At 70.5% G+C, this 24,953-nt stretch carries 32 protein-coding genes; 10 read left to right on the top strand and 22 right to left on the bottom strand.

The window, feature by feature from the left end; all coding sequences use genetic code 11:
• Positions 1 to 126 precede the first annotated feature (126 nt).
• Positions 127 to 1,542 (top strand): family 2B encapsulin nanocompartment shell protein, encoded by a 1,416-nt coding sequence (locus AMK26_RS10340; protein ID WP_073754767.1) that lies wholly within the window; start codon positions 127 to 129, stop codon positions 1,540 to 1,542.
• 91 nt (positions 1,543 to 1,633) lie between these two features.
• On the opposite strand, the gene AMK26_RS10345 is transcribed toward AMK26_RS10340, so the two are convergent.
• Positions 1,634 to 2,209 carry a TetR/AcrR family transcriptional regulator gene (locus AMK26_RS10345; RefSeq protein ID WP_073754208.1) on the bottom strand — a complete coding sequence of 192 codons (576 nt, stop codon included), beginning with the start codon at positions 2,207 to 2,209 and terminating at the stop codon, positions 1,634 to 1,636.
• A 113-nt stretch (positions 2,210 to 2,322) separates the two neighbouring features.
• Between AMK26_RS10345 and AMK26_RS10350 the strand changes: the two genes are divergently transcribed.
• From AMK26_RS10350 to AMK26_RS10360, 3 genes are all read left to right on the top strand, one after another.
• Complete coding sequence (locus AMK26_RS10350; protein ID WP_073754209.1) at positions 2,323 to 2,907, top strand: dihydrofolate reductase family protein; 585 nt, start codon at positions 2,323 to 2,325, stop codon at positions 2,905 to 2,907.
• Positions 2,908 to 2,971: 64 nt separating this feature from the next.
• Entirely contained in the window at positions 2,972 to 3,265 is a 294-nt protein-coding gene (locus AMK26_RS10355) for a hypothetical protein (protein WP_073754210.1), read from the top strand.
• Positions 3,266 to 3,327: 62 nt separating this feature from the next.
• Complete coding sequence (locus AMK26_RS10360) at positions 3,328 to 3,786, top strand: DUF6304 family protein (protein WP_073754211.1); 459 nt, start codon at positions 3,328 to 3,330, stop codon at positions 3,784 to 3,786.
• 162 nt (positions 3,787 to 3,948) lie between these two features.
• Here AMK26_RS10360 and snpA read toward each other — a convergent pair whose 3' ends face one another.
• Entirely contained in the window at positions 3,949 to 4,602 is a 654-nt protein-coding gene (gene snpA, locus AMK26_RS10365) for a snapalysin (protein ID WP_073754212.1), read from the bottom strand.
• Positions 4,603 to 4,777: 175 nt separating this feature from the next.
• On the opposite strand from snpA, the gene AMK26_RS10370 reads away from it, so the two are divergent.
• The 6 genes from AMK26_RS10370 (at position 4,778) to AMK26_RS10395 (ending at position 8,944) form a co-directional block, all read left to right on the top strand.
• Positions 4,778 to 5,740: a LysR family transcriptional regulator gene (locus AMK26_RS10370; protein ID WP_073754213.1), complete on the top strand. Its 963-nt coding sequence runs from the start codon at positions 4,778 to 4,780 to the stop codon at positions 5,738 to 5,740.
• Positions 5,741 to 5,761: 21 nt separating this feature from the next.
• Positions 5,762 to 6,301 carry a GNAT family N-acetyltransferase gene (locus AMK26_RS10375; RefSeq protein ID WP_073754214.1) on the top strand — a complete coding sequence of 180 codons (540 nt, stop codon included), beginning with the start codon at positions 5,762 to 5,764 and terminating at the stop codon, positions 6,299 to 6,301.
• Positions 6,298 to 6,801, top strand: a complete 504-nt coding sequence (locus tag AMK26_RS10380) for a GNAT family N-acetyltransferase (RefSeq protein ID WP_073754215.1) — start codon at positions 6,298 to 6,300, stop codon at positions 6,799 to 6,801. Before AMK26_RS10375 ends, AMK26_RS10380 begins: the two co-directional genes overlap by 4 nt.
• A 65-nt stretch (positions 6,802 to 6,866) precedes the next feature.
• On the top strand, positions 6,867 to 7,307 hold the full coding sequence (locus AMK26_RS10385; protein WP_073754216.1) for a DUF6086 family protein: 441 nt from the start codon (positions 6,867 to 6,869) through the stop codon (positions 7,305 to 7,307).
• Positions 7,308 to 7,455: 148 nt separating this feature from the next.
• On the top strand, positions 7,456 to 7,908 hold the full coding sequence (locus tag AMK26_RS10390) for a hypothetical protein (RefSeq protein ID WP_073754217.1): 453 nt from the start codon (positions 7,456 to 7,458) through the stop codon (positions 7,906 to 7,908).
• An 805-nt stretch (positions 7,909 to 8,713) separates the two neighbouring features.
• Complete coding sequence (locus AMK26_RS10395; RefSeq protein WP_073754218.1) at positions 8,714 to 8,944, top strand: helix-turn-helix domain-containing protein; 231 nt, start codon at positions 8,714 to 8,716, stop codon at positions 8,942 to 8,944.
• 804 nt (positions 8,945 to 9,748) lie between these two features.
• Here the strand turns inward: AMK26_RS10395 and AMK26_RS10405 are convergent.
• The 20 genes from AMK26_RS10405 to AMK26_RS10505 all read right to left on the bottom strand — a co-directional run bounded on the left by AMK26_RS10405 (position 9,749) and on the right by AMK26_RS10505 (position 24,906).
• Positions 9,749 to 10,591, bottom strand: coding sequence for a helix-turn-helix domain-containing protein (locus tag AMK26_RS10405; RefSeq protein ID WP_073754219.1), 843 nt, complete (start codon positions 10,589 to 10,591; stop codon positions 9,749 to 9,751).
• Positions 10,588 to 11,328: a DUF6879 family protein gene (locus AMK26_RS10410; RefSeq protein ID WP_073754220.1), complete on the bottom strand. Its 741-nt coding sequence runs from the start codon at positions 11,326 to 11,328 to the stop codon at positions 10,588 to 10,590. Before AMK26_RS10410 ends, AMK26_RS10405 begins: the two co-directional genes overlap by 4 nt.
• Before the next feature lie 859 nt (positions 11,329 to 12,187).
• On the bottom strand, positions 12,188 to 12,520 hold the full coding sequence (locus tag AMK26_RS37660; RefSeq protein WP_073754222.1) for a hypothetical protein: 333 nt from the start codon (positions 12,518 to 12,520) through the stop codon (positions 12,188 to 12,190).
• Positions 12,521 to 12,555: 35 nt separating this feature from the next.
• Entirely contained in the window at positions 12,556 to 12,807 is a 252-nt protein-coding gene (locus tag AMK26_RS10425; protein ID WP_073754223.1) for a hypothetical protein, read from the bottom strand.
• A gap of 35 nt (positions 12,808 to 12,842) precedes the next feature.
• Complete coding sequence (locus tag AMK26_RS10430; protein WP_241837850.1) at positions 12,843 to 13,685, bottom strand: N-acetylmuramoyl-L-alanine amidase; 843 nt, start codon at positions 13,683 to 13,685, stop codon at positions 12,843 to 12,845.
• The gene (locus AMK26_RS10435; RefSeq protein WP_073754224.1) at positions 13,685 to 14,020 is read right to left on the bottom strand and encodes a hypothetical protein; all 336 of its coding nucleotides are present in this window, start codon (positions 14,018 to 14,020) and stop codon (positions 13,685 to 13,687) included. The genes AMK26_RS10430 and AMK26_RS10435 overlap by 1 nt, the downstream gene beginning before the upstream one ends.
• 62 nt (positions 14,021 to 14,082) lie before the next feature.
• Complete coding sequence (locus tag AMK26_RS10440; protein WP_073754225.1) at positions 14,083 to 14,358, bottom strand: hypothetical protein; 276 nt, start codon at positions 14,356 to 14,358, stop codon at positions 14,083 to 14,085.
• The gene (locus AMK26_RS10445) at positions 14,358 to 14,810 is read right to left on the bottom strand and encodes a hypothetical protein (RefSeq protein WP_073754226.1); all 453 of its coding nucleotides are present in this window, start codon (positions 14,808 to 14,810) and stop codon (positions 14,358 to 14,360) included. Before AMK26_RS10445 ends, AMK26_RS10440 begins: the two co-directional genes overlap by 1 nt.
• A gap of 21 nt (positions 14,811 to 14,831) precedes the next feature.
• Positions 14,832 to 18,188, bottom strand: coding sequence for a hypothetical protein (locus AMK26_RS10450; RefSeq protein WP_073754227.1), 3,357 nt, complete (start codon positions 18,186 to 18,188; stop codon positions 14,832 to 14,834).
• A 13-nt stretch (positions 18,189 to 18,201) separates the two neighbouring features.
• Positions 18,202 to 20,394 (bottom strand): phage tail tape measure protein, encoded by a 2,193-nt coding sequence (locus AMK26_RS10455; RefSeq protein ID WP_073754228.1) that lies wholly within the window; start codon positions 20,392 to 20,394, stop codon positions 18,202 to 18,204.
• A gap of 153 nt (positions 20,395 to 20,547) precedes the next feature.
• Positions 20,548 to 20,961 (bottom strand): hypothetical protein, encoded by a 414-nt coding sequence (locus AMK26_RS10460; RefSeq protein ID WP_073754229.1) that lies wholly within the window; start codon positions 20,959 to 20,961, stop codon positions 20,548 to 20,550.
• A gap of 7 nt (positions 20,962 to 20,968) precedes the next feature.
• Complete coding sequence (locus AMK26_RS10465; protein ID WP_073754230.1) at positions 20,969 to 21,487, bottom strand: hypothetical protein; 519 nt, start codon at positions 21,485 to 21,487, stop codon at positions 20,969 to 20,971.
• A complete protein-coding gene (locus tag AMK26_RS10470; protein WP_073754231.1) occupies positions 21,487 to 21,897 on the bottom strand; it encodes a phage tail tube protein in 411 nt (136 codons plus the stop codon). Before AMK26_RS10470 ends, AMK26_RS10465 begins: the two co-directional genes overlap by 1 nt.
• Before the next feature lie 6 nt (positions 21,898 to 21,903).
• Positions 21,904 to 22,638: a hypothetical protein gene (locus AMK26_RS10475; protein WP_073754232.1), complete on the bottom strand. Its 735-nt coding sequence runs from the start codon at positions 22,636 to 22,638 to the stop codon at positions 21,904 to 21,906.
• The gene (locus AMK26_RS10480; protein ID WP_241837851.1) at positions 22,638 to 23,081 is read right to left on the bottom strand and encodes a hypothetical protein; all 444 of its coding nucleotides are present in this window, start codon (positions 23,079 to 23,081) and stop codon (positions 22,638 to 22,640) included. Before AMK26_RS10480 ends, AMK26_RS10475 begins: the two co-directional genes overlap by 1 nt.
• Positions 23,065 to 23,265, bottom strand: coding sequence for a hypothetical protein (locus AMK26_RS10485; RefSeq protein WP_073754234.1), 201 nt, complete (start codon positions 23,263 to 23,265; stop codon positions 23,065 to 23,067). The genes AMK26_RS10480 and AMK26_RS10485 overlap by 17 nt, the downstream gene beginning before the upstream one ends.
• Positions 23,266 to 23,276: 11 nt before the next feature.
• The gene (locus AMK26_RS10490) at positions 23,277 to 23,873 is read right to left on the bottom strand and encodes a phage head-tail connector protein (protein ID WP_073754235.1); all 597 of its coding nucleotides are present in this window, start codon (positions 23,871 to 23,873) and stop codon (positions 23,277 to 23,279) included.
• A gap of 6 nt (positions 23,874 to 23,879) precedes the next feature.
• Positions 23,880 to 24,152, bottom strand: a complete 273-nt coding sequence (locus AMK26_RS10495; RefSeq protein WP_073754236.1) for a hypothetical protein — start codon at positions 24,150 to 24,152, stop codon at positions 23,880 to 23,882.
• A gap of 12 nt (positions 24,153 to 24,164) precedes the next feature.
• Positions 24,165 to 24,551, bottom strand: coding sequence for a hypothetical protein (locus tag AMK26_RS10500; RefSeq protein ID WP_143608483.1), 387 nt, complete (start codon positions 24,549 to 24,551; stop codon positions 24,165 to 24,167).
• Between the two features lie 4 nt (positions 24,552 to 24,555).
• Positions 24,556 to 24,906: a hypothetical protein gene (locus AMK26_RS10505; RefSeq protein ID WP_143608485.1), complete on the bottom strand. Its 351-nt coding sequence runs from the start codon at positions 24,904 to 24,906 to the stop codon at positions 24,556 to 24,558.
• Between the last annotated feature and the right edge of the window lie 47 nt (positions 24,907 to 24,953).

The following is a 24,953-nucleotide window of genomic DNA, read 5'->3' on the forward strand; positions in this document are numbered from 1 at the left end:
CGGGGAAACACCTGTCATGCCCCGTGAGTGAAGATCCAGTCTCGCTCATTTGTGTAATGGTGTCACTACGCCCTGTGCTGAAAGGCTTTTCCTCTGAAGGTCAGTCCATGATCGAGAGGGATGTTCATGTCGGTTGGTTCGGTTGGCGAGGAAACCCGCTCGGAGCAGGCACCGCCGCAGCAGAGTCTCGGTACGGCCGCCGCGCGGAACCTGGCGACCACCACCAAGTCGGTTCCGCAGATGCAGGAGATCACCTCCCGGTGGCTGCTGCGGATGCTTCCGTGGGTGCAGGTGCAGGGCGGCACGTACCGGGTGAACCGGCGGCTCAGCTACTCGGTGGGCGACGGGCGCGTGACGTTCGTGCAGACCGCCGAGCGGGTCGCCGTGATCCCGGACGAGCTGCGGGAGCTGCCGGCACTGCGCTCGTACGAGGATGGCGCGGCGCTCACCGAGCTGGCGCAGCGGTGCACGCAGCGGGAGTTCGCACCCGGTGAGGTCATCGCCGAGGCGGGCACGCGGACCGACCGGGTGTTCCTGCTGGCACACGGCAAGGTCGAGCAGATCGGTACCGGTCCCTACGGCGACGAGGCGGTGCTGGGCGTCCTCGCCGACGGGGCCTACTTCGGAGACCGCTCCCTGGTCGACCAGGACGCCACCTGGGAGTGGACGGCCCGCGCCGCGACCGCGTGCACCGTGCTGGAGCTCACCCGCGCCGACGTGACGAACCTGGCGGAGCGCGCCGAGTCGCTGGCCGGGCACCTGGAGGCGTTGGCGTCCCTGCCCCACCAGCGCACCAACGCGTACGGCGAGAAGGCCATCGACCTGTCGGCCGGTCACGTCGGCGAGGCGGTCGTGCCGCACACGTACGTCGACTACGAGGCCTCCCCGCGCGAGTACGAACTGAGCGTCGCCCAGACCGTGCTGAAGGTCCACAGCCGCGTCTCCGACCTCTACAACCAGCCGATGAACCAGACCGAGCAGCAGTTGCGGCTCACCGTCGAGGCGTTGCGCGAGCGCCAGGAGCACGAGCTCATCAACAACAAGGAGTTCGGGCTGCTGTCCAACTGCGACTACGGGCAGCGGCTGCAGCCGCACGACGGCGTGCCCGGCCCCGACGACCTGGACGAGCTGCTCTCGCGCCGCCGCGGCAACAAGCTCTTCCTCGCCCACCCCCGCGCCATCGCCGCCTTCGGGCGCGAGTGCAACAAGCGGGGCCTCGTCCCGGACACGGTGGAGGTGTCGGGCCATCAGATCCCCGCCTGGCGGGGCGTACCGATCTTCCCGTGCAACAAGATCCCGGTCTCCGAGGCCCGCACCACCTCGATCATCTGTATGCGTACGGGCGAGGAGGACCAGGGCGTCATCGGGCTCCACCAGACCGGACTGCCCGACGAGATCGAGCCGAGCCTGTCGGTCCGGTTCATGGGCATCGACGAGCAGGCGATCATCTCGTACCTGGTCACCGCCTACTACTCGGCGGCGATCCTCGTGCCCGACGCGCTCGGGGTGCTGGAGAACGTGGAGGTCAGCCGCTGGCGGTGACGCCCCGGTGACGCCCCCGGTCAGGGCGGGGGCGCCGAGCCGTCCGGGGCCCGGCGCCCCCGGCGTACCCCCCTGCGTATCCCCCGGTGTGTCACCGGGCGGGCACGATCCTGTCCACCACCGTCTCCACGACCCGGTCCAGCTCCTGATCGGAGAGCATTCCGGGCAGGGTGAAGTGCTCCAGCAGCACGCCCGTCATGGCCAGGTACAGCACCAGCACGGTGTCCGCGTCGCCCGGCAGCCCGGCGTCCAGGTGGAAGCGGGTGTTCTCGTCGAGGTCGGCCCGCACGGCCCGGGTCAGCTCCGCCTGGAGGGCGGGGCGCCGGGTGGCCTCCAGGCGCAGCTCCAGCATCGCCAGGTAGCCGGTGCGTTCCGCCGCGATCCGCCGCACCAGCCACTTCATCAGCTCGGTGACCAGCTCCCGGCTGGGCTCGGGCCGCATCGCCGCGTCGACCTTCTCCGGTGCGGGGACCATCCGCGCGTGGATGCGCGAGCCGGCCTGGGTGAGCAGGTCGTCGCGGTGGGCGAAGTAGTTGGACGACGTACCCGCCGGGACCCCCGCCTGGGCGTCCACGGCCCGGAAGGTCAGCCCGCGTGCGCCCTCCCGCGCCAGGACGTCGATCGCGGCGTCGAGCAGCGCCGTTCTGCGTTCCGGATTCCTCGCCATGCGGCGGCCTCCTGAGAAAAGCTCTTGCACAACCACTACGTCTGGAGCACTATAGCTGTCGTGGTTGCGGCCTCGCAGCCCGACGTCGACCACCGACCACGGGGGACATCCGTATGCGCAAGCTCACCTACCTCGTCGCCTGCTCCATCGACGGCTTCATCGGCGACCCGAACGGCGACGCATCGTCGATGGTCCAGTTCGCCGGGGACGAGTACCTGGCCTGGCTCGCGGCCGAGTACCCCGACGCGCTGCCCGTCCAGGGCCGCGCGGCGCTCGGGATCGCCGACGCGGACAACAAGCACTTCGACACCGTGATCCAGGGCCGCGGCAGCTACCAGGTCGGCCTGGACGCCGGCGTACCCAGCCCCTACGGGCACCTGCGCGAGATCGTCGCCTCGCGCAGCCTGGAGAAGTCCCCGCACCCCGACGTGGAGATCGTCCGCGACGACATCGTCGACCGGGTCCGCGCGCTCAAGGTGGAGGACGGTGAGCTGGGCATATGGCTCTGCGGAGGCTCCCGGATCGCCGGCGAGCTCCTCGACGAGATCGACGAGCTGGTGATCAAGACCTACCCGCAGGTGTACGGCTCCGGCATGCCGATGTTCGGCAGCGGCTTCACCGTCACCGACTTCGCCCTGGACGCGGTGCGGGCCTTCGACAACGGGGTCGTGGTCCGCTGGTACGGCAGGAAGCGCTGACCGCCGCCCCCCCGTCCGGCTCCAGGAACTGTCCGGACCGCCGAAACCGCCATATCCTGGGGCCATGGGCAGCAGCGAAGGACGCCGGACCGTCCGCCGCCCGCAGGCAGGGCCCGAGCGTCAGTGCCCCACCTGCGGACAGCCTGTGGGGACGGTCCTCAAGCGACGCAAGATCCTCGGCGTTTGGGCCCCCGTGTGGGAGCCCGGGCCATGCAGCAACCCCGGTTGCGAGCGGTACGCGGACGAGCTGAAGGACGACCCGGAGGACGCCCCGCGGGGCGGCCAGGAGGAGGCCCCGCGAGGCGGCCCGGAGAGCGGCCCGCAGGACGAGCCGGGCAAGAGGGCCGAGACCGGCTGAAGTCCGGCTCCGGGGGTGACCGGCCGCACGTGGGAGGCGGTCCTACCGCTACAGTCCGCGCCATGTCATCGGAGTCGACGGAAGTCTGGACCGGCTGGTACCGGGACCGCCGCGGTGCGGAATCGATCGTGATCGCGGCGGACGGGCGGCGGATCGCCACCCGCATCAGGGGCGTGGAGTACGCGGGCCCGAGCTTTGACGGGCTGCGCGCGGCGGAGGAGAACGGCGGCCTGCCCTTGGCCGGCTGCGTACTGGAGTGGGACCTGCCGTTGCCGGTCCTCACCGACGGCACCACCCAACAGGCCACCCTCAGCTGTCTGTTGGCCCTGGGTGAAGCCCTGTCCGAGGGCTCACCCGAGCGAGTGGATCTTCAGCTCACCCTGCACTGCGGGGGAGCGGCGTACGAATCGGGCCTCGCCGGCGGCGACTTCGACCAGGCCCTCGACCGCATCCTGCGCCAGCTGCCGCCCGGCACCCGCTTCGGCCGCAAGCTCCTGGAGGGCACCGAGGCCGCCGCGTGACGCACCCGGCGCCTCCTGTCCCGGGAGGCCCGGGGGCCCGGCAGTCCCGAGGGCCCCGGCGGTCCCGAGGGCCCCGGCGGCCGGGTGGCCGGGTGGCCGGGTGGCCCCGGCGGTCCCGGGGACCCCGCCGGGCCTGTGTGGCCCGACGGGGGTCGGGGTGGGTCAGGAGGCGTTGGCCAGGGCGGCGGCCAGGCCGGCCCGCCACAGGTAGTCGACGCGGGCGCGTTCCTGCGCGTTCGGCTGGGCGTTCTGGCACGACGGACCGGGGCCGCCACCGGACATCAGTTCGCTGCACGGCCCGGAGTAGTGGTCGGGCAGGCCGAGGACGTGACCGGTCTCGTGGGCGGTGACGCGGGTGGAGTTGTAGATCTGGTTCTGCCGGTAGTCGAGGAAGATGTAGCCCCGGCCGTGGCCGTCGGTACTGGCGTACGAGCCGCGGGAGTCGTTGCCCTCGTAGTACCGGAAGTCCGGGTTGCTGCCCTCCTGGAGCTTCACATTGCTGACCGAGCTGTTCCAGATCTGGGTGGAGCGGGCTATCTGGGTGCGGAAACTAGGGGCGTTGGCCGCCGAGTAGACGACGGTGACGGCCTGCGCGCCCGGGTTGGCGGCGCGCTTCTCGGCGACCGACTCCATGACGGCCTCGAAGAAGGCCCGGTTGGCCTTGGCGTCCTCGGCGGACCCGGCGTACGCGGCGTACGACGTCGTCGCCGGAGCGGCGGCGGTGGGCGCGGCGGCGGTGGCGGTCGCGGCCGGTACGGCTGCCAGGGCGGCGGCGAGGCTCAGGGCAGCGGCCAGCACGGCCTTGGGGTGTCTCATGGGGGGCTCCTCGTGATCCTGAACGGCTGGGTGGGCCGTTCGGTTGGGGAGAGTGTCGAGGAGCCGGCGCGCCGTACGGATGATGTCAACGGGCGATAGCACCGGCGCATCGCCCGCCTCCCAAGTCCCTTGCCGCGTCTGGTGTTACGCACAGCGCCGGTCCTACCCTCGGGACATGGAGCTGGAGGTGAGGCACCTGCGGGCGCTGTGCGCCATCGCGGACACGGGCAGCCTGCACAAGGCGGCCCGCCTGCTCGGCGTCAGCCAGCCGTCCCTGACGACCCAGCTGCGGCGTATCGAACACGCCCTGGGCGCCGAACTGTTCGCACGCGAACGGACCGGTTGCCGGCCCACCCCGATGGGCCACGCCGTCCTCAGCCGTGCCCGCCCCCTCGTGGCCCAGATGGCCGTGCTCGTCACCGAGACCAGGGCGGCCGCCGCCCGCGCCGACGGCGCCCGGCTGCGCGTCGGCTCCACCGCCAGCCGGGCGCTCGCGGGCTGGCTGCGCCGGCTGCGGGACCGGCTGCCCGGTACCGACATCTCGCTGCACATGGACGTCTCGGCGGGTGCCCTGCTGCGGGCGCTGGCGGCCGGGCAGCTGGACGTGGCGTTCGTCCACGAGGTGGAGGGCTGCCCGCTGCGCGTACCGGACGGGCTGGAGCGGCGCGTACTGGTCGAACGGGAGCCCCAGTTCGTCTCCATGGCACGCGACCACCCGGCCGCCGCCGCGCCCGTCGTGGCGCTCACCGACCTGGCCGGTGACCGCTGGATGGTCGACCCGACCGTGGACGGCGAGTGGGACGGGCTGCGCCGGGTCCTCGGGGCGGCCGGGATCGACCCGCCCGTGCTGCACGGCGACTACCACACGGCCGCGTCGCTCATCGTCGCGGGCGAGGTGGTCGCGCCCTGCCAGCCGACGTCGGGCCCGCGCGACGACATGGCGATACGGCCGTTACGGGGCGACCCGCTGGCGGTGCGCCTGCTGCTCTACAGCCGCCCCGGGACGAGCACCGGCACGGGGTGCGCGGAGTCGGCGTACGCGGACCTCGCGGCCGCCTACCGCGAGGTGGCGCTGCGGACCTCGGCGTACCGGCAGTGGCTGCTGCGCCACGGCAGCCCACTGGCCCGAGCGGCCTGACACCCTCCACGAAAGGCACCCATGCCCACCACGCCGCCCCTGACCCTCACCGACGGCCAAATCGTGCTGCGTGAGTGGACGGACGCGGATGTCCCCGCCATGACCGCACTGTTCGACGAACCCGCCGTCGCATACCGCACGCCCCTCGCCTCACCCTTCGACGAGGCCGCGGCACGGGCGTACCTGACGATGATCCGCCGCACCCGCGCCGACGGCACCCGGCTCCACCTGGCCATCACCGAGAACGGCGGAGCACCGCTCGGCGAGGTCCTGCTCGGCCTCGTCCAAGGCGCCCTCGGGTACGCCGTCGGCGCCGCCCACCGGGGCCAGGGCCTCGCCTCCCGCGCCACCCGCCTGCTGACCGGCCACGCCCACGCGGTGCTGGGCCTGCCACGGGTGATCCTCCAAATCGAACCGGACAACGCCGCCAGCACGGCCGTCGCCCGCGCGGCCGGTTTCCGCCTCACGGACGAGCCGCCCGAGACGGTACGGAGCAACGGCCGCACCCACACGCTCCTGACATGGGCCCACGACGCCCCGCCGGTCAGGATGTACCCATGACACCCACTGCTCCGCCCTCCCTCACGATCCGCCACGCCCGCCCCGCGGACCTGCCACGCGTCGCCGAACTGGCCGCCGAGCACGCCGCGTACGAGAAGGCCGCCCCGCCCGCCCCGGGCCTCGCCGACCGGCTCGCCGCGCTGCTCTTCGCCACCGAGGCCCCGCGCCTGCGCTGCCTGGTCGCCGAACGCCCCGGCGACGGCCACCTCGTCGGCTACGCCACCTGCGCCCCCGAGCTCTCCACCTGGGACGGCCGCGAATACCTCCACCTGGACTGCCTGTTCCTGGAGGCCGGCCAACGGGGCCTCGGGGCGGGCCCGATGCTGATGAACGCCGTCATCGCGGAGGCGCACGCCCTGGGCCTGACGCAGGTCCAGTGGCAGACCCCCGCCTGGAACGAGGGCGCGATCCGCTTCTACGACCGCCTGGGCGCCCAGGCCAAGGAGAAGCTCCGCTACACCCTCTCCGTCCCGCACGGCCCGCACACCACGAGGCCGTGATACCTGCGACGGCGGTGATCCGGCTGGATACGCCGGCCCGTCGTCATCTCCTGAATGGGACGACGATGAGTCAGTACTTCGATATGGACGGCGAGACCCTGTGGAACCCATCCAATAAGGCCGCCCGCATGTTCCAGCACCACGTGGCGTTTTTCGAGGCGGAGCTGGGTCTCTCATCGGGCATCGGGCCGATGGAGAACGACGAATGCCGGATGGACCCGGCCGTCTTCGAGACCTTCGTCAAGGCCCTGCTGGCGCTGCGCCGAAGAACGAGCCACGCCGTATTGCTCGCGCTTTCCGAAGGCTTCACCGCCACAGTGCTCGTCCTCGCAGAGCGCGCCGGAATCCGGGTGGATTGGACACAGCTCGGAGCCGACCTGGAGGGGCCGCTCGAAGACGTGCACGTTTGCGCCGTCACAGGTATGTCGGCCCCGGTGGAAGGCGGAGCCTGGGGTGCGGGACTGCGCGACAAAGCACAGGAGCTGGGGCGGCGCATGCCTCGCTGACCACAACGGCGGCTAAGAGGGCGGTCCAGCTGCGTCCAAGCTGGGCCGGTGGGCGCCTTCAGGGTGGGCACCGACATGTCCGGCGAGGGAGACCGAGTGACGGCAAATGCGCATGCCGAGGCAGGTGTCAGTCAGGCAGGATCCCGGCATGTCCACTGAAGTCAGCGGGATGATCGAGTGCCGACCGGGTGCCCGCCTCTGGGGACCCGACGACGAGGACTCCGTGTGGGAGGCCGCTATCGACCTACTCCTCCTCAACAACGGCAACGCCTACGACGCCGTCGCTTGTCTCTTCGGCATCCGCAACTACTTCGGCTTCCGCCCGCTGGCCGAAGGCCGCGGCTTTCCGGCCGACGCGTCCGAGGCGCTGCGAACCGAGTACGCCGCCTATGGCGGCCCATCTGACGTACACGGCACAACGTGGATCACCTGGTCCGAGCTCGCCGCCGCCGACTGGAGCGAGACAGACGGCTCCGGCACCCGACGCCGCGACAGCGTCGCGAGGAACGAGACCCACTGGGCACCCGTCTGGAGCGTGATGCGAACGCTCAGCGAACTCCACGGCGGGGACCATGTGCGGCTCGTCGTCTGGTTCCACTGATCGCAAGGTGGCGGCCGAACGGCCCGGAGCTTCTCTTGAGGGCCACAGGCGGCCGTACGGGCAAGGTCCAGTACGACGTCCTTGGACCCGACGCGACCATTGACCGAGCCCCCGCCTTGGTGACCGACCACATCGCCCGGCACGGGACGTACGCGATCACGTGCCTCGGTGGCGTCCTCGCCTGTCGTCGATAGGTGCCCGCCTCGAACGGCGCGGCCTCTCGGCGTGGGTGCCCTCACGGCTCGTCGGCGATGCTGCCGTCGGTGCGCGCCGGTGGATGCGGGGTTCCGTCCTGCGATGTTGCGGCCTTGCCAGGTATGGAGGGCAGACCCGCGGCCCCGGAGGCGCGGTGTGCTGCGGCTTACGGCGCTGGTGTGGCCACGAGAAGAAGACCGCACCCGGCCCGTCGTGGACGCCGTGTTCGGCGGCCTGCGGGGCGGGTGCGGTCGGGAAGAGCGTGATCGACGATCAGGCCTTCTTGGTCTCCCAGAAGATCTTGTCGCTCTCCGGGGAGGCTAGGGCCCACGGGTGCTGACCAGGCCATATCGCTCTGACCTGCACAGACGAGTTGCGCCCATTTAGCAGTATCTAGCATTTCCTAGCAGCGTTGCGCAACGAGGCTTCTTGATCATCTCCCAAATCGTCTCCCACGCCTCCCAGGCGCGTGGCCTGCAGGTACGGCAAAGAGCCGCCCGCCCACCGGGGGTGCTCGGTGGGCGGGCGGCCGTCTGAGGGTGAGGCTTGATCGAAAAAAGCGTCTGCTCAGACGCTGACACAGGATCATGCAGGTCACAGCGTTTGTCGAGTGCCACGCGAACTACCCGACTGGGTCCTCCTGAGACGCCGGGTGCTTGGCGACCGCATCAGGGACGTTCGGCTCCACCGCAACCTCACCCAGGAGGTTTTCGCGGAGATGGCCGGTATCGACCGGCGCACACTCCAGCGCATCGAGCGTGGTACCAGTGACCCCCCTTACAGCACGGTGGTGCTTATCGCCGACGCTCTCGATGTGCCGGTTGAAGACCTCGTCCGGTAGGCCCCTGCCCCCCGAGACGCCACACAGGGACGGCTGGCCCGCCCGGTCGGCGGAGCGCCGGGCACTTCCAGGGCCACGGGTAGGGCAGGGGCCGGCTCCGGCCGGCCACTGACGGGATGGGGCCGGCTGGAGCGTCTGCCCGCCCGCTGCTGCGTTCCGCCGTCGGTTGCAGCAGCGGGCGGAGATCATCGGTCGTACGGGGAGCGTCGGACGTACGGCGCCTGCGCGGGCCCGCACCCGGGGTGCCGCCACGCGTCCGGCCGGGCGCCGCTGTCACAGATGGGCGCCTCAACCCGCTCGGCCTCGCCGTCGATCGGCTCGTCGCAGTGCACACAGAACCGCGTGCCGGACATGGCAGTCACCGCCGCACCCCCCGATGGCAGGCGCACGCGCACCGCAGCGTCAAGAGAGGCCGAGCGTGGGGCCCGTCGCTCGGCAAATGGAGATCGATGGGACGGGTGCAGAAACCATGCTCGTTCAGGCGGCACTCGGGTGAGAGGTCCGTACGCTGCTCGCGGGCCGGCACCGGGGCAGTCACGTCCCCTCCAGAGGTGTGAGGCCGCGCTGTTCGCGGCACGGCGCACACGCGTACAGCCGGACGGGCGGGCCGGACTGACGCTCGGCGAGCTGCACCGGCCGGGCGGTCCCCGAGGGGCCCTTGTGCCAGTGACACCATTGATCAGATGCTGCCCCGAGGGGCTGGATTCCCGTCTCCATGACCAGCAACGTACGAACGTCAGCTGATCAATTGCTCGCTGATTGCGTGAGATTGCGCCCGCCACCCGGGCCTTTGCCCGTCATTGCTCAAGCCGCGTCAAGGGCTGCCCGCGCGCGACCGATCAACCGCTGCGCCTGATGCCCATACACCGCTGGCTCCCCCAGCCAGTCCCACGCCCGCTCGTACAGCCGGATGGAGTCCTCGTCGTCCAGCCACATCTCGGTGTTGATGGTCTCCACGATGACGAGCCGCTGATCGTAGATCCAGAATCCGTGCCCGGGCGCTCGGCGCAGCTGCGCTCCGAGCGGCACGATGCCGAGCTCCACAGTGTCCAGGCCGATCAGGCTGACGAGCCGGTCCAACTGGGCGGCGTGCACACCCGCCGGGGACGTACGCACGTACAGGGCGCCTTCCCAGAGGAGGAACCGGAACAGCTTGCCCGCCTCGTACAGGGCTTCCTGCCGGCGGATACGGACCCGAACGGCCTCCTCGATGTCCTTGGGCACCTGCCGAAACTCGGCATTGGCCTCGAAGGTATGCCGAGCGTAGTCGGCCGTCTGGAACAGGCCAGGGATCCGGGCCACCTCGAAACCGCGGATCGTCTTGGTACTCGCCGTTTCAGCGATCGCCAGCTCCTGCCGCGCGCGGTATCCGCCCGCGAGCTGCCGCCGCCACGACCTGTACGTGGTCTCCAGACCAGTGAGGCGGCCCTTCAGCTCGGCAGTCAGGTCCGGTCGGCCGACTGCCGACGCCCACGCGCTCAGATCGGCCACGGACGGGGTCTGCTTACCGTTCTCCAGGCGGGAGACCTTGGAGCGCTGCCAGCCAAGCCGCTCGGCCAGGCCCTTGCCGTCGAGGCCGGCCTCGGTGCGCAGCTCACGTAGCCGCGCGCCGAGGACTTCACGACCGTTTTGGAAGTCGGTGCTCACACAGTGGAACGTACCCGCCTGGCGAAGTCCGCGGTACGGATGGCGTGATGCCAGGCCGTGTCGCGGGCCTGGCAGGCGGCGAGGACCTCGGCGGGGTCCTCGCTGACGATCACGCCCATTGTCGTGTCGTTCTCGTCGAACACGAACCGGGCGAGAATTCGGGAGTCGAAGAGCCAGAAGTCCCAGTCCGGCAGCCCGAGGCCCTGGGCATCAGCGCGGGTCAGGTTGCGGATGTCCTCGCCCGCACGCACGTTGCTCTGCCCGGACGCGAGAAGGAATTGTTGCCCCTCCGTCGGCGGGTCATCCACGAGCCGGACCCGCTCGAACCGCTTGCCCAGAGCCACTTGCTCAGCGACGTTGCGGCGCCAGTCGTCGGCTGGCTCGGCAGCGATATCGTCCCCGGCTTGCCAGCGCTGCCACTTGGCGCTGTTGCGGTCGGAGGCGTAACCACGGCGAGTCTCCAGACGCCACGCGGTGTGCTTGAAGTCGCGGAACAGGTGGGCGATGTCCGCGAACGGGACCATGGCGGCGGGCTCATGCCGTGGGGAGAAGCGGGTGAGGAGGCTACGCGGCACGACGACGAACGTCTCACTCTCCTTGACGTCGCGGAGCCGCGCCAAGTGCTCGGGGTCGGTCACCCGGTCGCCCTGTACGAGAATGTCGCCGGTCGCCTCGATCTCGTACAGAGTGGGGCAGTCGCCGCCGTCGCTGGTCGTGCCGATGAACCTGAGCGTCATGTAGCCCTCCGATGCGAGTCGTTGAGGCAACAGAATGCGCCGAGTAGCGATGGTGCACCTGTGGGTTGCCGGAAATTGTGACCCTTTGGCAAGGTCGGCCGATTGCGCGCAACAGAAACGACGAAGCCGCCCCCTGCCCTCCCCGAGAGGAGAACAGGGGGCGTTCGTCATGGGTACTGCCTTCGCGCCGGATCGAGCGCGAGCGGGACGGGCGCGCCCGGCTCTGGGTCCGGTGGTGGAGCGCCGTCCTGCCGACAGACCTTCGCGTAAGGGTCGTACTCCGGTGTCTGCCACGAGTAGCCGTCCGGGCACGACTGCCCAGGCGGACCCTGGGGACCGGTCGCGCCATCCTTCCCCGGGGCGCCGGTCGGACCTTCCGGCCCGACCGGGCCTTGGGGCCCTTCCGGGCCTGCTGGCCCTTGGGGTCCCTGGGGACCTTCTGGACCGGGTGGGCCGGACGCGCCCGGTTGTCCGGGTTCACCGGGCTGGCCGTCCTCGCCCGGCGTCCCGTCGGCGCCGTCCCGGCCCGGCTTGCCCGGCTCACCCTGTTCACCCGAAGGACCGGGTATCGGGACTGGCACCTCGGCCCGGTCCGGCAAATCCTCCACCGCCTGCGCCGGATCCGGCGCTGCCGGCGTCTCACCCTGGGCAGCGACCTGCGCCCGCAGTACCCGCACATCACCCGCCAGGGTGCTGACGGCGTCCCCGCGGCGGTTCGCCTCGCTGGCCAACTGCTCGGCGCGCCGGTCGGCCTGGTCGATCCGCATCCACACCAGCACCACCGCGCCGGACAAGACGAACAGCACGGCGGCGACGGCGAAACCGCGCCAGCGTTCGGAGAGGACGATGCGTGTTCGGGTCACGTGGGCTGTCCTCCCAGTTCGGCGATGCGACCGCGCAGCCGAGTGATCTCGGCGTTCAGCTCGGTGATCTGTGCCTGCAGGCGGGCTTTGTCGGCGCGCTCGCCAGCCAGCTCGGCGTACGCGGCCGCCAGCAGCCGCTCGGCCTCGGCGAGCTTGGTCCGGAGGTCCGCGCGTTCCTCTTGCAACTCGTTGACGAGTCCGCCGTAGCCGCTGATGACGACACCGGACTGTGAGCTCCGGTTGGCGCCACGCTGCCCGATCCAGGCCGCGGTGGCCGATGCGAGCCCGACGACGATCACGCCGAGTGCGCCGAGCGTCGCAGCGTCCACGCGCGGTACCTCCGGTCATGTGGGGGATGGTGCGGTCAGACGCCCGGTGCGGTCGACGCGCTGTTCTCGTCGCCGACGAGCCGCGCGAACAGCCCCTTCAGCAGCGACCCGACAGCAGCGATGCCCGCCGCTCCAGCTACCTCCCAGAAGGAGGCGGAGAACATGTCGGCGGGGCCGGCCGCGAGGGCCACGGCGCCAGCTGCAAAGAGGAACGTCCAAACGATCCGCTCGGCGAGGTCCTTGCCGTAGGTGCGGGCGGTCTTGCCGATGGTGGTGACGTGACTCATGGGGGCACTCCGATTTTCTGTGAGAGGGGCGGGGGTTACTCGGCGAGGCGGGCGGCGAGTTTCTCCGCGACGAGCTCGGCGATGCGGTGGGCCAGGGCGGGGCTGGTGGCCACCTTGTCGGCCATGGCGGCGACCTGGGCGTCGGTGAGGGTGGCGGACTCCAGTTCCCGGACGCGCTTGTCGATGTCGGTGAGGACGCCGTAGGTGTCGCGCGAGTCGACGTTGGGGTTCTTGTAGCCCCAGGAGTAGAGGCGGCGTTCCTGGTAGACGGTGTTGATCTGCGACGCAGCGAGGGCGAGTTGCTTGGCCTGCTCGGGGGTCATGTCTTCCTCCTCGGAAGGCGGCTCGGGGGTGGTGGCGCGGGCGACGATTCCGGGGAACACGACCTTCTTGAACTGCTCGACACGCGCGTCTCCGGGACAGGCCGTGCCGCCGGTCGACCACGCCGCGTGCAGCCGGTGGTAGCCGTAGCCCGGGTCCGACGCCGAGCGGCAGATGCGCAGCGGGATGCCGTGCCGCTGGTGCAGCCACACCCCGAGCTCGATGAGCGCCTGGACCTGCTTGTCGGTCCACGGGTCGGTGTGCTTCAGGTTCGACGCGGTCTCGATGGACACCGCCCCCGTACCGTCCGGGCGGCGGTTCGCCTGGTAGTTGGCGTCCGCGCGGGTCTCGGTGCCGATGTACTGGGCGAGGTCGCCCTCGTATCCGAGGCCGAAATGACTGTCGAGCGCCGTGCTGTCGCGCCAGTACTCGTACATCCGCCGCGCCGTCCACGGGGCGGCGATGCTGTGGAGAATGAACTGCGTGGGCCGGATCGCCGGTTGGGCGTCGGACTCGGGTTGCAGTTCCATCCGGGTCGCTGCGGGATACCAGGCCATCAGACACGCTCCGGCCAGTGCCACGTACCGCCGGCGCGCTCGCCTTCGGCCCAGCCACATGAGCAGTAGCGCAGCGGGGCGCCGTGCGAGTCAGGACTGGGGCAGTCGGGTGCTCCGGGGGTCTCGTCGCCTTCGTCGTGGTACGCGGTGTTGAAGTGCATGCCGGTCGGGCTGAGCACGGCGAGCTGAAGCGTCTCCCGGTCTTCACCGCCTACCCCGGCGGGAGGAACGCCGGTGATGATGGCAGCGCGGCACGCCTTGCCGTACTCGCCGCCTGGGGTGCCATAGCTGACGTAGTGGACGATCCGGCCTACGGCTGGCACGGGCTGGGACACGGGGCCTCCAAGGCATCGAGAAAGGCCCCGGGCCGGACTGGCGCGGGGCGGCGGTGGTCAGGTCAGGCGGACGCGGGCGCGGGCGGCTCGGGCACCTCCGCCCAGCGCTCCGCGAACTCGTCCGGGGGCAGCGCCTCGCGAAAGGTCTTGCCGTAGTAGCGGATGACGTAGGAGCCCGCCGGGATCTCGTGCTGCTGGGCCGGCCATCCGGCGACCTCGATGCGCAGGACCTGGCCGTCGTCGTCGAGGAGCGTGGTGTCGTCGAGCCACTCGCCGGCGATGTGCGCACCGTTCGTGCCGTCGTACACCAGCGCTTCGTGTTTCTGGGTGACGAGCATCAGGGCACCTCCGTGACCGTGACGATGATTTTGGTGTCGGATTGCAGGAAGTTGCCGGAGCCGCTGCCGCTGGCGGTGCAGGCGCCCTGCAGCTTGAGCGTGTGGGTACCGGCGGCGGCGAGGGTGCCGGTCCACTCCTGGGCGATGGTGGCGCGGTCCTGGACGTCCATGGCGTAGACGGCCAGGCCGCCGGAGTCCGGCGTGCCGTCGACGACCAGGCGGCCGACCATGAGGTTGGTCGCCGACGTCGTGCCCACCGAGGCGTCGAAGACGGCATCCGCCTTGAACTTGGCGTTGGCGGCGGTAGTGGTGAAGGTGACCGTGGCGCCGACGATGTCGGCGTAGGTGGTGGTCGACACCGCGAGCGCGGAGGTGGCCGCGCCCTCATAGATGCGGGGCTGGATGCGGTCGAGCTGTCCGGCGGTCAGCTTCTGCCCGGCCAGGAACGGCATGGACTACCCCCCTTCTTCTGTTCAGAGCGCAAGGCGTATGGGGTCGTGCAGGGACAGAGCCGTACCCGCCCCGTGGCTCTTGCTGACGCCGTTGACGCTGCGGGCGACGGTGAAGCGCTGCGGCGTGATCACTTCGAAGTTGTCGTAGCGGGTGACCGGGTTGACGTTGGTGAGCCCGCCGAGCGCGGACCCGCTGACCCCCACCCCGCCGGAGGCGATCGGGCTGGTGGTGATCGTGCGGTCGATGCCCCAGTCATGGGGCTCTGGGGTGCCGTCCTTCCAGACGCGGCCCAGGACCCTGTCGCCGATCACCTTCGCCCGCAGCCAGAAGACGTCGTTGGCCGCGTAGGTGAGGCCGGTGACGACCTGGGCGCCCTGCTCGGTTCCCCCTCGCGTGACGACGAGGTAGACGGCGCTGTCGATACGGAAGTGCAGCCGGACCCGGTAGAAGTTGGATCCGTCGACATGGCGCAGCAGCACCCCGGGGATCAGGGAGTTGCCCGTGGACACCTGCCCGGGGCTGATGGAGACCAGGACCTCGGCGTCGGCGACAGCCGGTGTGAGGATCTGCCGGCGGATGGTGTCCACGTTCGCGGGCAGGGTGATCACCCCCCGCGTGCCGTCGACCGACCGGTCCGAGGTCAGGCCGCCGAGCTCCGTCCAGGCCTGGCCGCTGGACGAGGTGCCCCAGCCGCTGGCGACCGTACGGGTGAAGGTGTCGGCGCGGTTGACGATGGCCGTCACGGTGGCCCGCTCGCCGCCGAACTGGACGGCGAACGGGAACATGGCCGGATAGCCCGCGGAGTCGATCCAGCGCGGCCCGACTGCCGTATCCGTGTGGACCTCCAGCGTGGTCGCCGTGGCGTCCACGGCCGCGCCGATGACCGCGCCGTCGGTGTCCAGGCGGCCGAGCACCTCGTCCTCGAGTACACCGACCGTCCAGGGCCGGGCTGGACTGCAGTTGAGGACGACGTCCCAGGTGTACTGGTCGAGGACCTCGGTGTATCCCTGGACGAGGAGCTCGATGTCGTCCGGCGGCAGCCAGGCGGGCGGGTTGGTGATGGTGGCCTTGTCGCCGATCTGCAGGGCCAGCAGGTCGGGGATGAGGTGGGGGGCTGCGTGCAGCATGAGCCGTACGGACGGATAGCGGGCCTCGTCCCAGGTGCCGTGGTGCAGGCGCCAGGCGGCGATCTGCTCGGCCTGCCCGTCGGTGGCCAGGGACAGGGTCACTGACTCGTCATACAGGCCGATACCGTCCGGCGGTGCCTGGATGGACAGGGGGCTGGTCTCGTCGACGGCCCTCGCCGAGGAGCCTCCCTCCCGCGTGATGGTGACGTCGTTGCGGACCTTCTGGTCGTCCTCCACCGGCTCCAGGGGCGGCCCTACCTCCCCGTCGGTCTCGTAGTTGAGGGCGAGGCGGGGTGTCTGGTTGTAGAGGCTGGTGCGGTCCCGGTAGAGCAGGCCGAGGCGCTCACGGTCCTCATACAGCACGCCGCCGTCGGTGTCGGCACAGGTCTGCAGCAGCTCCAGCAGGGTCTCGGGGCGCTGCGGGCCCATCGCTTCGCTGGCCCGGGTGGTGTCGCCGTCGATCCAGTCGAAGCCGATGTTCTCTTCCCGGGTGAGCCGGGCGAGGCGGTCGATGGCGCTCTCGCCGGTGTAGCCGTCGTCGGCCTGGTCGTAGATGGTGACGCCCGCGGTCGTGCCGGTGCCGGGGACGTCGAACGCCGCGAGGTGCCCGAGGACCATGCCCTCGGTCGCGGCCCCGTAGGTGCCGGAGACGGCGGTGGCGGCGCCCATGGCGCCGGTGAAGGTGGTGGTGACCCAGGACATGCCGCCGGCGCCGTTGATGTCGCGCCAGCGGGCGGTGATGCGGGTCGTGCCGCCGCCCTCGTCGCTGGTGAAGACCTGCAGCCGGTTCCACCGGGCGGTGAACTGCCCGATGGCTCCTGGGTCGCTGTAGATGACGGACACGATGACGTCGCCGGTGATGTCCAGGGCCTCGAGGCGTACCCCGGCGGTCGAGGCGTAGACGACGACCGTCCGCGCGACCGATCCGGTGACGGTGACGCGGAGGATCTCGGTCTGCGCGGCGGGCATGGTGGGCAGCCGGTAGACCATTTCGACGTGCCAGCCGCTGGCGGTGCGGCGCGGGATCGGCCCGCGAAATGAGGCAGTGGCGCCGAGCTTGGGCAGTGGGCTGGAGCCGCCCAGTCCGTCCTCGGCGGCGTAGTCGAACCCGGAGGTGGTCAGCGGCAGGACACGGGGCACGGTGCTGTAGGCCTGGGTGGCGTTTTCGCCGTCCTCCATCGGCCAGTACGCCAGCGGCGATCCGCTCGGGATGCGGCGGCGCAGCGTGGAGGCCAGGGGTTTCTTTCCCTGGCCCATGCGGCGCTGGATTCCTGCCGCCTCGATGGAGGTCCACACGTCCTTGCCCGAGACGTCCCACCGGGACGGCCAGGACGAGACCTCGCCGGTGAACCGGAAGGCGCGGTTGGTGACCGTGGCGGGCGCGGTGACCGTCCAGGCGCGGCCGGCCGAGTCGGTGAACCCGGACGCGCCCGCCGCAAGGGTACGGAAATCGGGGTTCGCGACGATGGTGCCGTCGATGCCGGAGCGGACTTCGGCGCGGTGGATACGGCCCACGGCCGGCAGACGCCCGGAGGACACATCGGAGGGCGCCACCGCGAGCCCGGAGGCGGAGTTGAAGATGCTTGTGGTGCCCGTGGTGACGACGTCGGAGCCGATCTGCGTCCACGGCCCGTCCAACGACTCCGCCCAGTACAGGCGGGTGGTGCGGCCGCCCGCCCCGTTGTCGACATCTATGGTGGCGCGCACGGCGCCCCGGCGGGGCATGTGCGGCAGGGTGAGGCTGACGAAGAATCCGTTGGTGCCGTCCGTCGACCAGCGGAACGCGAGGATCCCGGATTCGATCATCAGCAGGTAGCTGCGGGCGCCAGCGCCGCCCCACTTGCCGATCAGAGTCTGGGTACCGGGCGCGGTCCAGTCCAGCGAGGCCTCGGCCCTCAGGTCGATGTCGGCGGTGATGTCGAGGGCGGCCGCGTCCGGGGTGGAGGCGAAACCGGCCGCCGTGCCGTCCAGGAGCAGGTAGGACTCATCACCGGGGACGGAGACCCGGATGGGGGTGTTGCGGCCGATGAGCCCGTAGTACGGACTCATCGGGTTGCGGGGGCTGTACTTGCCCAGCTTGTTGTTCAGCTCGAGCGCGCATTTCGACGGATCCGTGCGGGTGCCCTCGTCCTTGCGGCCGTGGTCGATGGTGATGGGCGAGCGGGTGTAGACGTCGGCGCTGATGTCCGTCCACACCCCGCCGATCTGCAGCTCGGTACGGACGTCCAGCGGCTGGACGGGAAAGCTCACGTCCCTTGCCTCCCTACCTCTGGCCGAACGTGACCTGCACGTCCCCGCGGCCGTCGACGCGGACGATCTTCTGAATGGCGGTCTTCAGCGCGCCGTCGGCACCCGTGAAGTCGAACCGCACGGTGACCAGCCCACCCCCGCCCGCGCCGCCGCGCGTGAGCGGGGCGGACTGGCCGAGCTGGCGACCGGTCGACATCGCGTGGGCGGAGGTGGGTGCCTGGACGAGTTCGGACATGGTCCGCTCGAGCGCCGGTTGCCCGGCGTGGATGCCGTCGACGACGCCCAGGGGGATCCACCGGCCGATGTGGTCGGCCATGTACTTCGAAGGGCTGGCGATGCCCAAGGCCTTGGCGATCGGACCGGGGATCAGGTTCCGCGCCCAGCCGATCAAGGTGTCCCTCAACCAGCCGCCCATGGCCTGAATGCCGTTCCACAAGCCCATGACGACGTCCCGGCCCGCGTTGTACAGCAAGTTGCCCAAGTTGCCCAGGCCGCTGCGGATCCGGGCGGGCAGGCCCCGCACCAGCTGGATCAGGCCGACAATCTTGGCGGCGAGACCGAGCTTGATCTTGTCCCAGTGCTGTATGAAGAACCGCACGATCGGCAAGTTGGTGATGTACGCCATGATCGAGCGGCCGATGCCCTGGATCTTGCCCCAGATCCAGTCCCAGGCCTTGCCGGTGAACTGCTTGATCTTGTCCCAGTTAGCGATGATCAGCGCGGCCAGGGCGATGACGATGGCGATGATCCAGCCGATCGGGCCCATGGCGATAAGCCACTGGGCGGCCATGATGGCGGCCCAGATGATCGCCCGGGCGGCCATCACGGCGAACTGTGCGACGGCGGTCGCGCTCGCCCGGAGCACAGCTGCGATCCACGTGCCGATGGACACCAGCGTGCTGCCGGTCCAGGCGAGCGCGGTGGTGGCCGCCGAGACTACTGCGGCCGCGCCGATGCGGAGGTAGGCCATCAGGCCGATCGCCATCATGCGGGTCCAGTTGCCGATGACCGTCCAGCAGGACAGGGAGATCAGCGCGTGCGCGCCGGTCACTACGGCGCTGAGCGCCGCGTAGGTGGCCATGCCCGCCTTGACGACCAGGACCGTGGCCGCCAGGCCGGCGAACGCGTAGGTGAGCGGTACGACTACGGCCTGGTTCTCGGTGGCGAACTTGACGATGATGCCGGCCGCCTCGCCGAGCTCGGCCATGACGGACCGTTTGAACGACTCCAGCGCGGCCTTGGGGTTGTCGCCCACTGTCTTGGTCATCTTCTCGGCGGCGCCGCCGACCTGCCCGAGGGCGGCCACCGCGGTCGACGGATCCAGGCTGTACAAGGCCTCACCGAGGTCTTCGGCCTGGGTTCCGAACAGCATGACCGCGGCCTGGTCCCGCAGCACGGGGTCCTCGATGGCGCGCAGCCGGTCCAGGGTCAGATCGAGCGCGGCGGTCGCGGTGTCCCCGCCCTTGCCGATCTTCGCGGACATGTCGGCGGCCGACAGGCCGATGGCCTTGAACCCGTCGGCGGTGGACTCGGATCCGTCGATCGCCCGGATGGAGAACTCCTTGACGGCGTCGGCCACGATGTCCGCGTCGCGGGCGCCGGCCTTGAGACCCTGGCTGATCAGGCCCATGGCGGTCTGCCCGTCGAGGCCGAACTTCCGCCACTGGGTGCCGTACTCGTTGATGGTGTCGAGCAGGTCGTCGGCCTTGTTCGCGCCGGTCTGGAAACCGCGGGTGAGGATGTCGAACGCCTCGTCGGCATCCTTGGCCAGGCCGGTTTTCAGCATCTGCCCGACGGCGGCCGTGGTCGGCCCGACCTCCTGGCCGAACGTCTCCGCCAGGGCGAGCGCCTTGGTGGTGACCCCTTGGAGGCCGCCCTCGGCCTGGCTGGTGTCGCCGATGTTCTGATAGACGCCCTTGACGGCCTCGTTGACGGTCTCGATCGAGTCGCCCCAGGCGTCCTGGTAGACGCTCGCTGCCACCTTGGACAGCTCGGCCGCCTCGGCCGGGCCGACACCGAGCTGGGCGGCGAGCTTGTCGCCGGCCGCTTCCATGTCCAGGTGCGTCAGCACACCGGCGCCGAGCGCGGCCGCGAACCCGGTACCGATGGTCGCGGCCGCGGTGTTGAACCGCTCGGCCATCTGCGAGACCTCGCCTGACGCTTGGTCGCGGGCCACCAGGTTGAAGACCAGGGAGGTGTCCGACATGGCGTCACCTCCTCTTCATCTTGGCCTCGGCCTCTTCTTGGGCCTTGCGGTACTCATCGAGCCAGTCAAGGAGTGCGTCGGCCTGGTCGACGGTGAGCAGGTCCCACTCCCAGGGGCGGATGCCGAGCAGGTGGGCGGCGTTGCCGAGCTGGCTCAGTCGGCGACGGGCAGACTCGCTTTTCCCGACTCCTCGGCGTCGTCGATGGCCGTCGCCATCTGCCGGTCGAACTCCTCCAGGGCGGCGGCCAGCTCTTCGCCGTGCAGGCGGTCGGCGGCCGCCTCGCGCATCTGCTGCCACTCCTGCTGGGAGTACTCCAGGCGCAGCTCGTCCCACTGGAAGTCCACGTCCTCCCACCGGGTCTTCGGGTGGTCGCGGCGCAGGAAGGTGTACAGCAGCGCGCGGCGGCACACCGAGGAGCCCTTGAGGACGGCCCCGGTGAACTCGCTGTACGTCATGCCGGTGCGGCGCTCGATGTCCTCGCGTTCGACGGCCATCAGGCCGCGGCGGGGGTTGTAGCGCCAGCGGGTCGGCTCGTCCTGCCCGTCGGGCTGGTAGATCAGAAACATGTGGCTCCTATCCGGATTGGGCCCGGTCGGCGAGCCGCTGGGCCATGTCGTTCATCGCGTCGAGGACGGCCTGCTTGAAGCGGGCGTCCTGGCCCTCGAACGATTCGTCGAACCAGTGGCGTTTGCCGTACTGGGTGCGCCACGGTTCGTGGCCGTAGGTGAGGGTGCGCCAGCCGCCGTCGCGCCGGTTGGTGCGCTTGGGGGCGTTGGGGAAGCCCCGCAGCCCGGGTGTCTTGAAGGCCTTCACGCGGGCGCCGGACCAGCGGCCGCCCAGCTTGACCTCGGGGCGGATCTTCTTGGCGATCGCCGAGCGCAGACCGGGAGTGCTGGTGGACAGCCCTGCCGAGGACATCGCCATGATGTTGCTCTTGGCGAGCGCGGCCGCGGGCTTGAGGGCCTCGCGCATGTTCTTCGCGAGGTCCTTGCGTAGCTGCTTGCCGTCGGCCTGGGCGCGGATCGCCCGCACGAGCGCGTCGAGGCCTTCGTGGGTGCATTCCAGCTCGAACGGCGGGCCCGAGCTGGGCATCAGGCCGTCGCCCTGGTCACTGCTCCCGAGGTCGGGTAGCTGACCGAGACGGACGCCTCATCACCAACGGCGCCCTCGATGGGGTTCCAGCTCTTGATCAGCACGCTGCCGGAGTACTGGGGGTTGGAGGTGCCGACGGCGGCGGAGTCCAGACGCGTCACGAACGGCACGACCGTGCCGAGCAGCGGCCACATGATGGCGTCGATCTTGGTTGCGGCGACGTCCTGCAGGAACTCGATGCTGAGCTCCCCGCTCTTGAGGCCGCCGAGGACGACTTTCCACCCGAGGCTGGCGTAGGTGGTGACGTCCTTGTCCTCGACCTCCACCGTGAGCTCGGCCTTGCGGGTGTACTCGGAGAGGTTGTTGCCGTTGAGGCTGAGGTGCTGTGCGAGCAGGACCATCATGGGCATGGGTGATCACCTGATTCCCAGAGAGACAGCGAACATGAATGACGGGTTCGTGCCGGTGATGGTCCAGGCGACCCGGTAGTGCGTATCGGTGATGGCGGTGCCGTCGGTGCGGAGGATCTCCCCGCCGGCGGCCGTGGCGGCGGTGAACGTGGCCACGGTGGTGGGCGAGGCGAAAGAGGCGTCGGCGTCGGACTCGATCCGGGCCGTCAGGCTCGGCGTGGTGCCCGCCACCGACAACACGTGCAGCGCGGCGTACAGGCGCTGCCCGCTGCTGACCGCGCCGAGGTTCAGCGCGGTGCCCGAGCCGGATGCGGCGCGTGCCAGCCCGGGCGGGTGGGCGATCTGCCCGCGCGCGAGGGGCCAGCTGCTCTTGGCGGTGCCCGTCCACGGGGCGATCTCGCCCACCGCCTCGCCGAGCTTGTAGTCGGCGCGCATGGCCCGGGTCAGGTAGGCCAGCGCCCCGACGGTGGAGTCCTGGGGACAGACCGTCCAGGGGCCGAGTCCGCCGAGCTGGGCGAAGGAGGCGTCGTCGACCAGCGAGGGATCGCCCGCGTTCCACTGGCCCTCGCCGCTGATCTCCGCCGAGCCGAGACCGCCGCGGACTTCCTTCCAGCCGCCGGAGCGGTAGTTGGTGGCTTCCTTCTCCTCGTGCTCGGCCGCAAGCTCGATCTTGTTGGAGGCGCCGGACAGATCGGCGCCGACTGCGAAGAGGCGGCAGTCCAGCAGGACGAACTTCGCCATTACGCGTTCCCCTCCCCGATGACCTTGATGACCAACTCGGCGCCGATGTACTGGGTGCCCTGGTGCTCGTACCAGCGATAGCCCTGGATGCGCATCAGGTGCAGGTCGTGGGCCAGGCCGCCGAGGGCGTACTGGCCGGGCGCCCCGCGGGCGGCCTCGATCGCCACCTTCAGCGACGCCGCCCCCGACCCGGACAGCAGCGCGTCGAGGGTCTTTTGCGCGGCTTTGTCGTCGGCCCGGCCCACCAGGACGCGGCAGGTGAACTCCACTTCATCCAGCGCACGGCGCATCGCACGGTCGAACGTGACGGAGTACTCGCCCACGAAGAAGTGCGGCGCCGCCACGGCGTCCGGTACGTAGCCGGTCGCGGTGAGCTTTCCGGCGCCGGCGGGCAGAACAACGGTGCGGGCGGCGGTGGCGATGGCGTCACGTACTGCGCTCATCTGCATCGCTGTCACCCCCTGAACGGCGCTTGCGCCTGGGCGGCTCGTCGGTGACTTCCTCGGCGACGCCGGAGGCCACCAGGTGTGCGGCCGCGGCGGTGGGCAGGTCGGCCTCCTGGCCCTTGTTGGGCCAGGGCTGGCCGTCGCGGGTGCCGGTCATGTCGACGAGCATGCGGATACGCATGGCTGCCTCCCTTATCCGAATCCGGGGCGGACGTACGGCTCGATCAGGTTCCAGACGTCGGGGTCCCGGCGGGACAGGCGCACCACGCCCCACTCGGCGGATCCCATGACGCCCTCGGGGGAGTCCTTGCGCTTGTACAGGCGCGCGGCCTGGATGAGGGCGGCCTGCTCGATGTCGCCGGGCACGGCCGGCCAGCCGAACCGCGCGGTGACGCGGATGCGGGAGGTGGCATAGCCCCAGTCGCCGTTGACCCGCAGCAGGGCGGTGACGGGCCGGCCGTCTGCCAGCGCGTTGTCGGGGAGCGTGTCGTACCCGGTCACAACCGTCCAGGACGGCGCGGAGCCGGTTTCGACGGTGAGCCCGCTGGTGCTGCCGATGTCGTCGACGAGCAGCACCTGGCCGTCGTCCTCGTACACGGTCCGGCCCGAGGGCCGGTAGGTGCGGGCGACCGGCGCCGCGTCCAGCCAGAAGCGGCGGCCGGTCGACTTGTCGATCGACCGGGACGCCGAGTTCAGCGCCCGGTTCAGCAGATCGTCGCGGGATGTGTCGCTGGCCTCGATGTTCAGCGACGCCTTGAGCGTGGCCAGACTGGCGTACTCGTTGGCCACCGCGCCTTACTCCTGGGTCTTGGCGGGCGGCGCGGCCGTTTTCTTGGCCGGCGGCGGCGCGGTCTTCTTCGCGGCCGGGGTGGCGGCCTGGGTGGTCTGCTGCTGGGGATCGGCCCCGGTCCGCCCCTGCGGCCCGTCGTCCTCGGCCGGCTGCTCGGGGTTGTGGCCGTAGTGCCGCAGCTGCTCGTCGACCTGGCGCACGCGGTTGTCGTCGCCGCGCGATTCGTACACCGCCCGCTCCCGCTTCAGGGCGGCGATCATGTTTTCGTCCCGTGCCATGGTGCTTTCTCCTTAGAAGATCGTGACGTCAGCGCTGTTAGTGACGTTCGTGTTCGCCGAGTACGCCAGCCGCACGAACCGCCACGGCTGGTCCGGCCGGAGGATCTTGTAGGTGGTCGTCGCGGTCGTGAGCTGGAAGGTCGCGACGCTCACGGTTTCCGGGGTTGCCGAGTCGGCGTAGGCCACGGGGAACCAGCTGGTGCCATCCGCGCTGCCCTCGATCGCGTACGTACACGTCGGCGTCGCACCGACGGTGGTCGTGATCTTCAGCAGCGCGGGGCGCTCGGTGACGCCGCCGCGGTCTGCGACGTTGGTGGATACGCCATTGCCGGTCTGGGCGTTCGACAGCGTCGCCTGGTTCGGCAGGGTCCCGCCGGCCATGGCCTGAATGGTTGCCATCAGCTCACTCCGGCCTGATCCACAGCGCGACGCGGTACGTCATGCTCGGCGTGGTGCCGCCGACCGTGCTGGTGACGCGGACGTAGTTCTTCGTGATCCCGGCCCCCGCCACCCGGTTGCCGACCGCGGCCAGCTGCGCGGCCGCGCTGCCGGGCACGGCCGTCCAGGTGCTGCCGTCGGCCGACTCCTCCAGCGAGCAGTCGAGCGTCGGCGTGCCGGATGCGGCCGTGCAGTGCACGGACAGCAGCACATCGGCCGCCGTGCCCGCGGCGGCCAGGGGCCCGCTGGTGTAGGTGCCCGCGCCGCGCGCTGCCGAGGGCAAGGCCACCTCGGCCTGTACGTTCCTGAGTCCCACGTTCCATCCCTTCGCGAAGGCGTGTAGCAGCAAGGCGCCGGACGGTT

Origin of the sequence: Streptomyces sp. CB03234 (assembly GCF_001905885.1) — a bacterium.
Classification (GTDB): Bacteria; Actinomycetota; Actinomycetes; order Streptomycetales; family Streptomycetaceae; genus Streptomyces.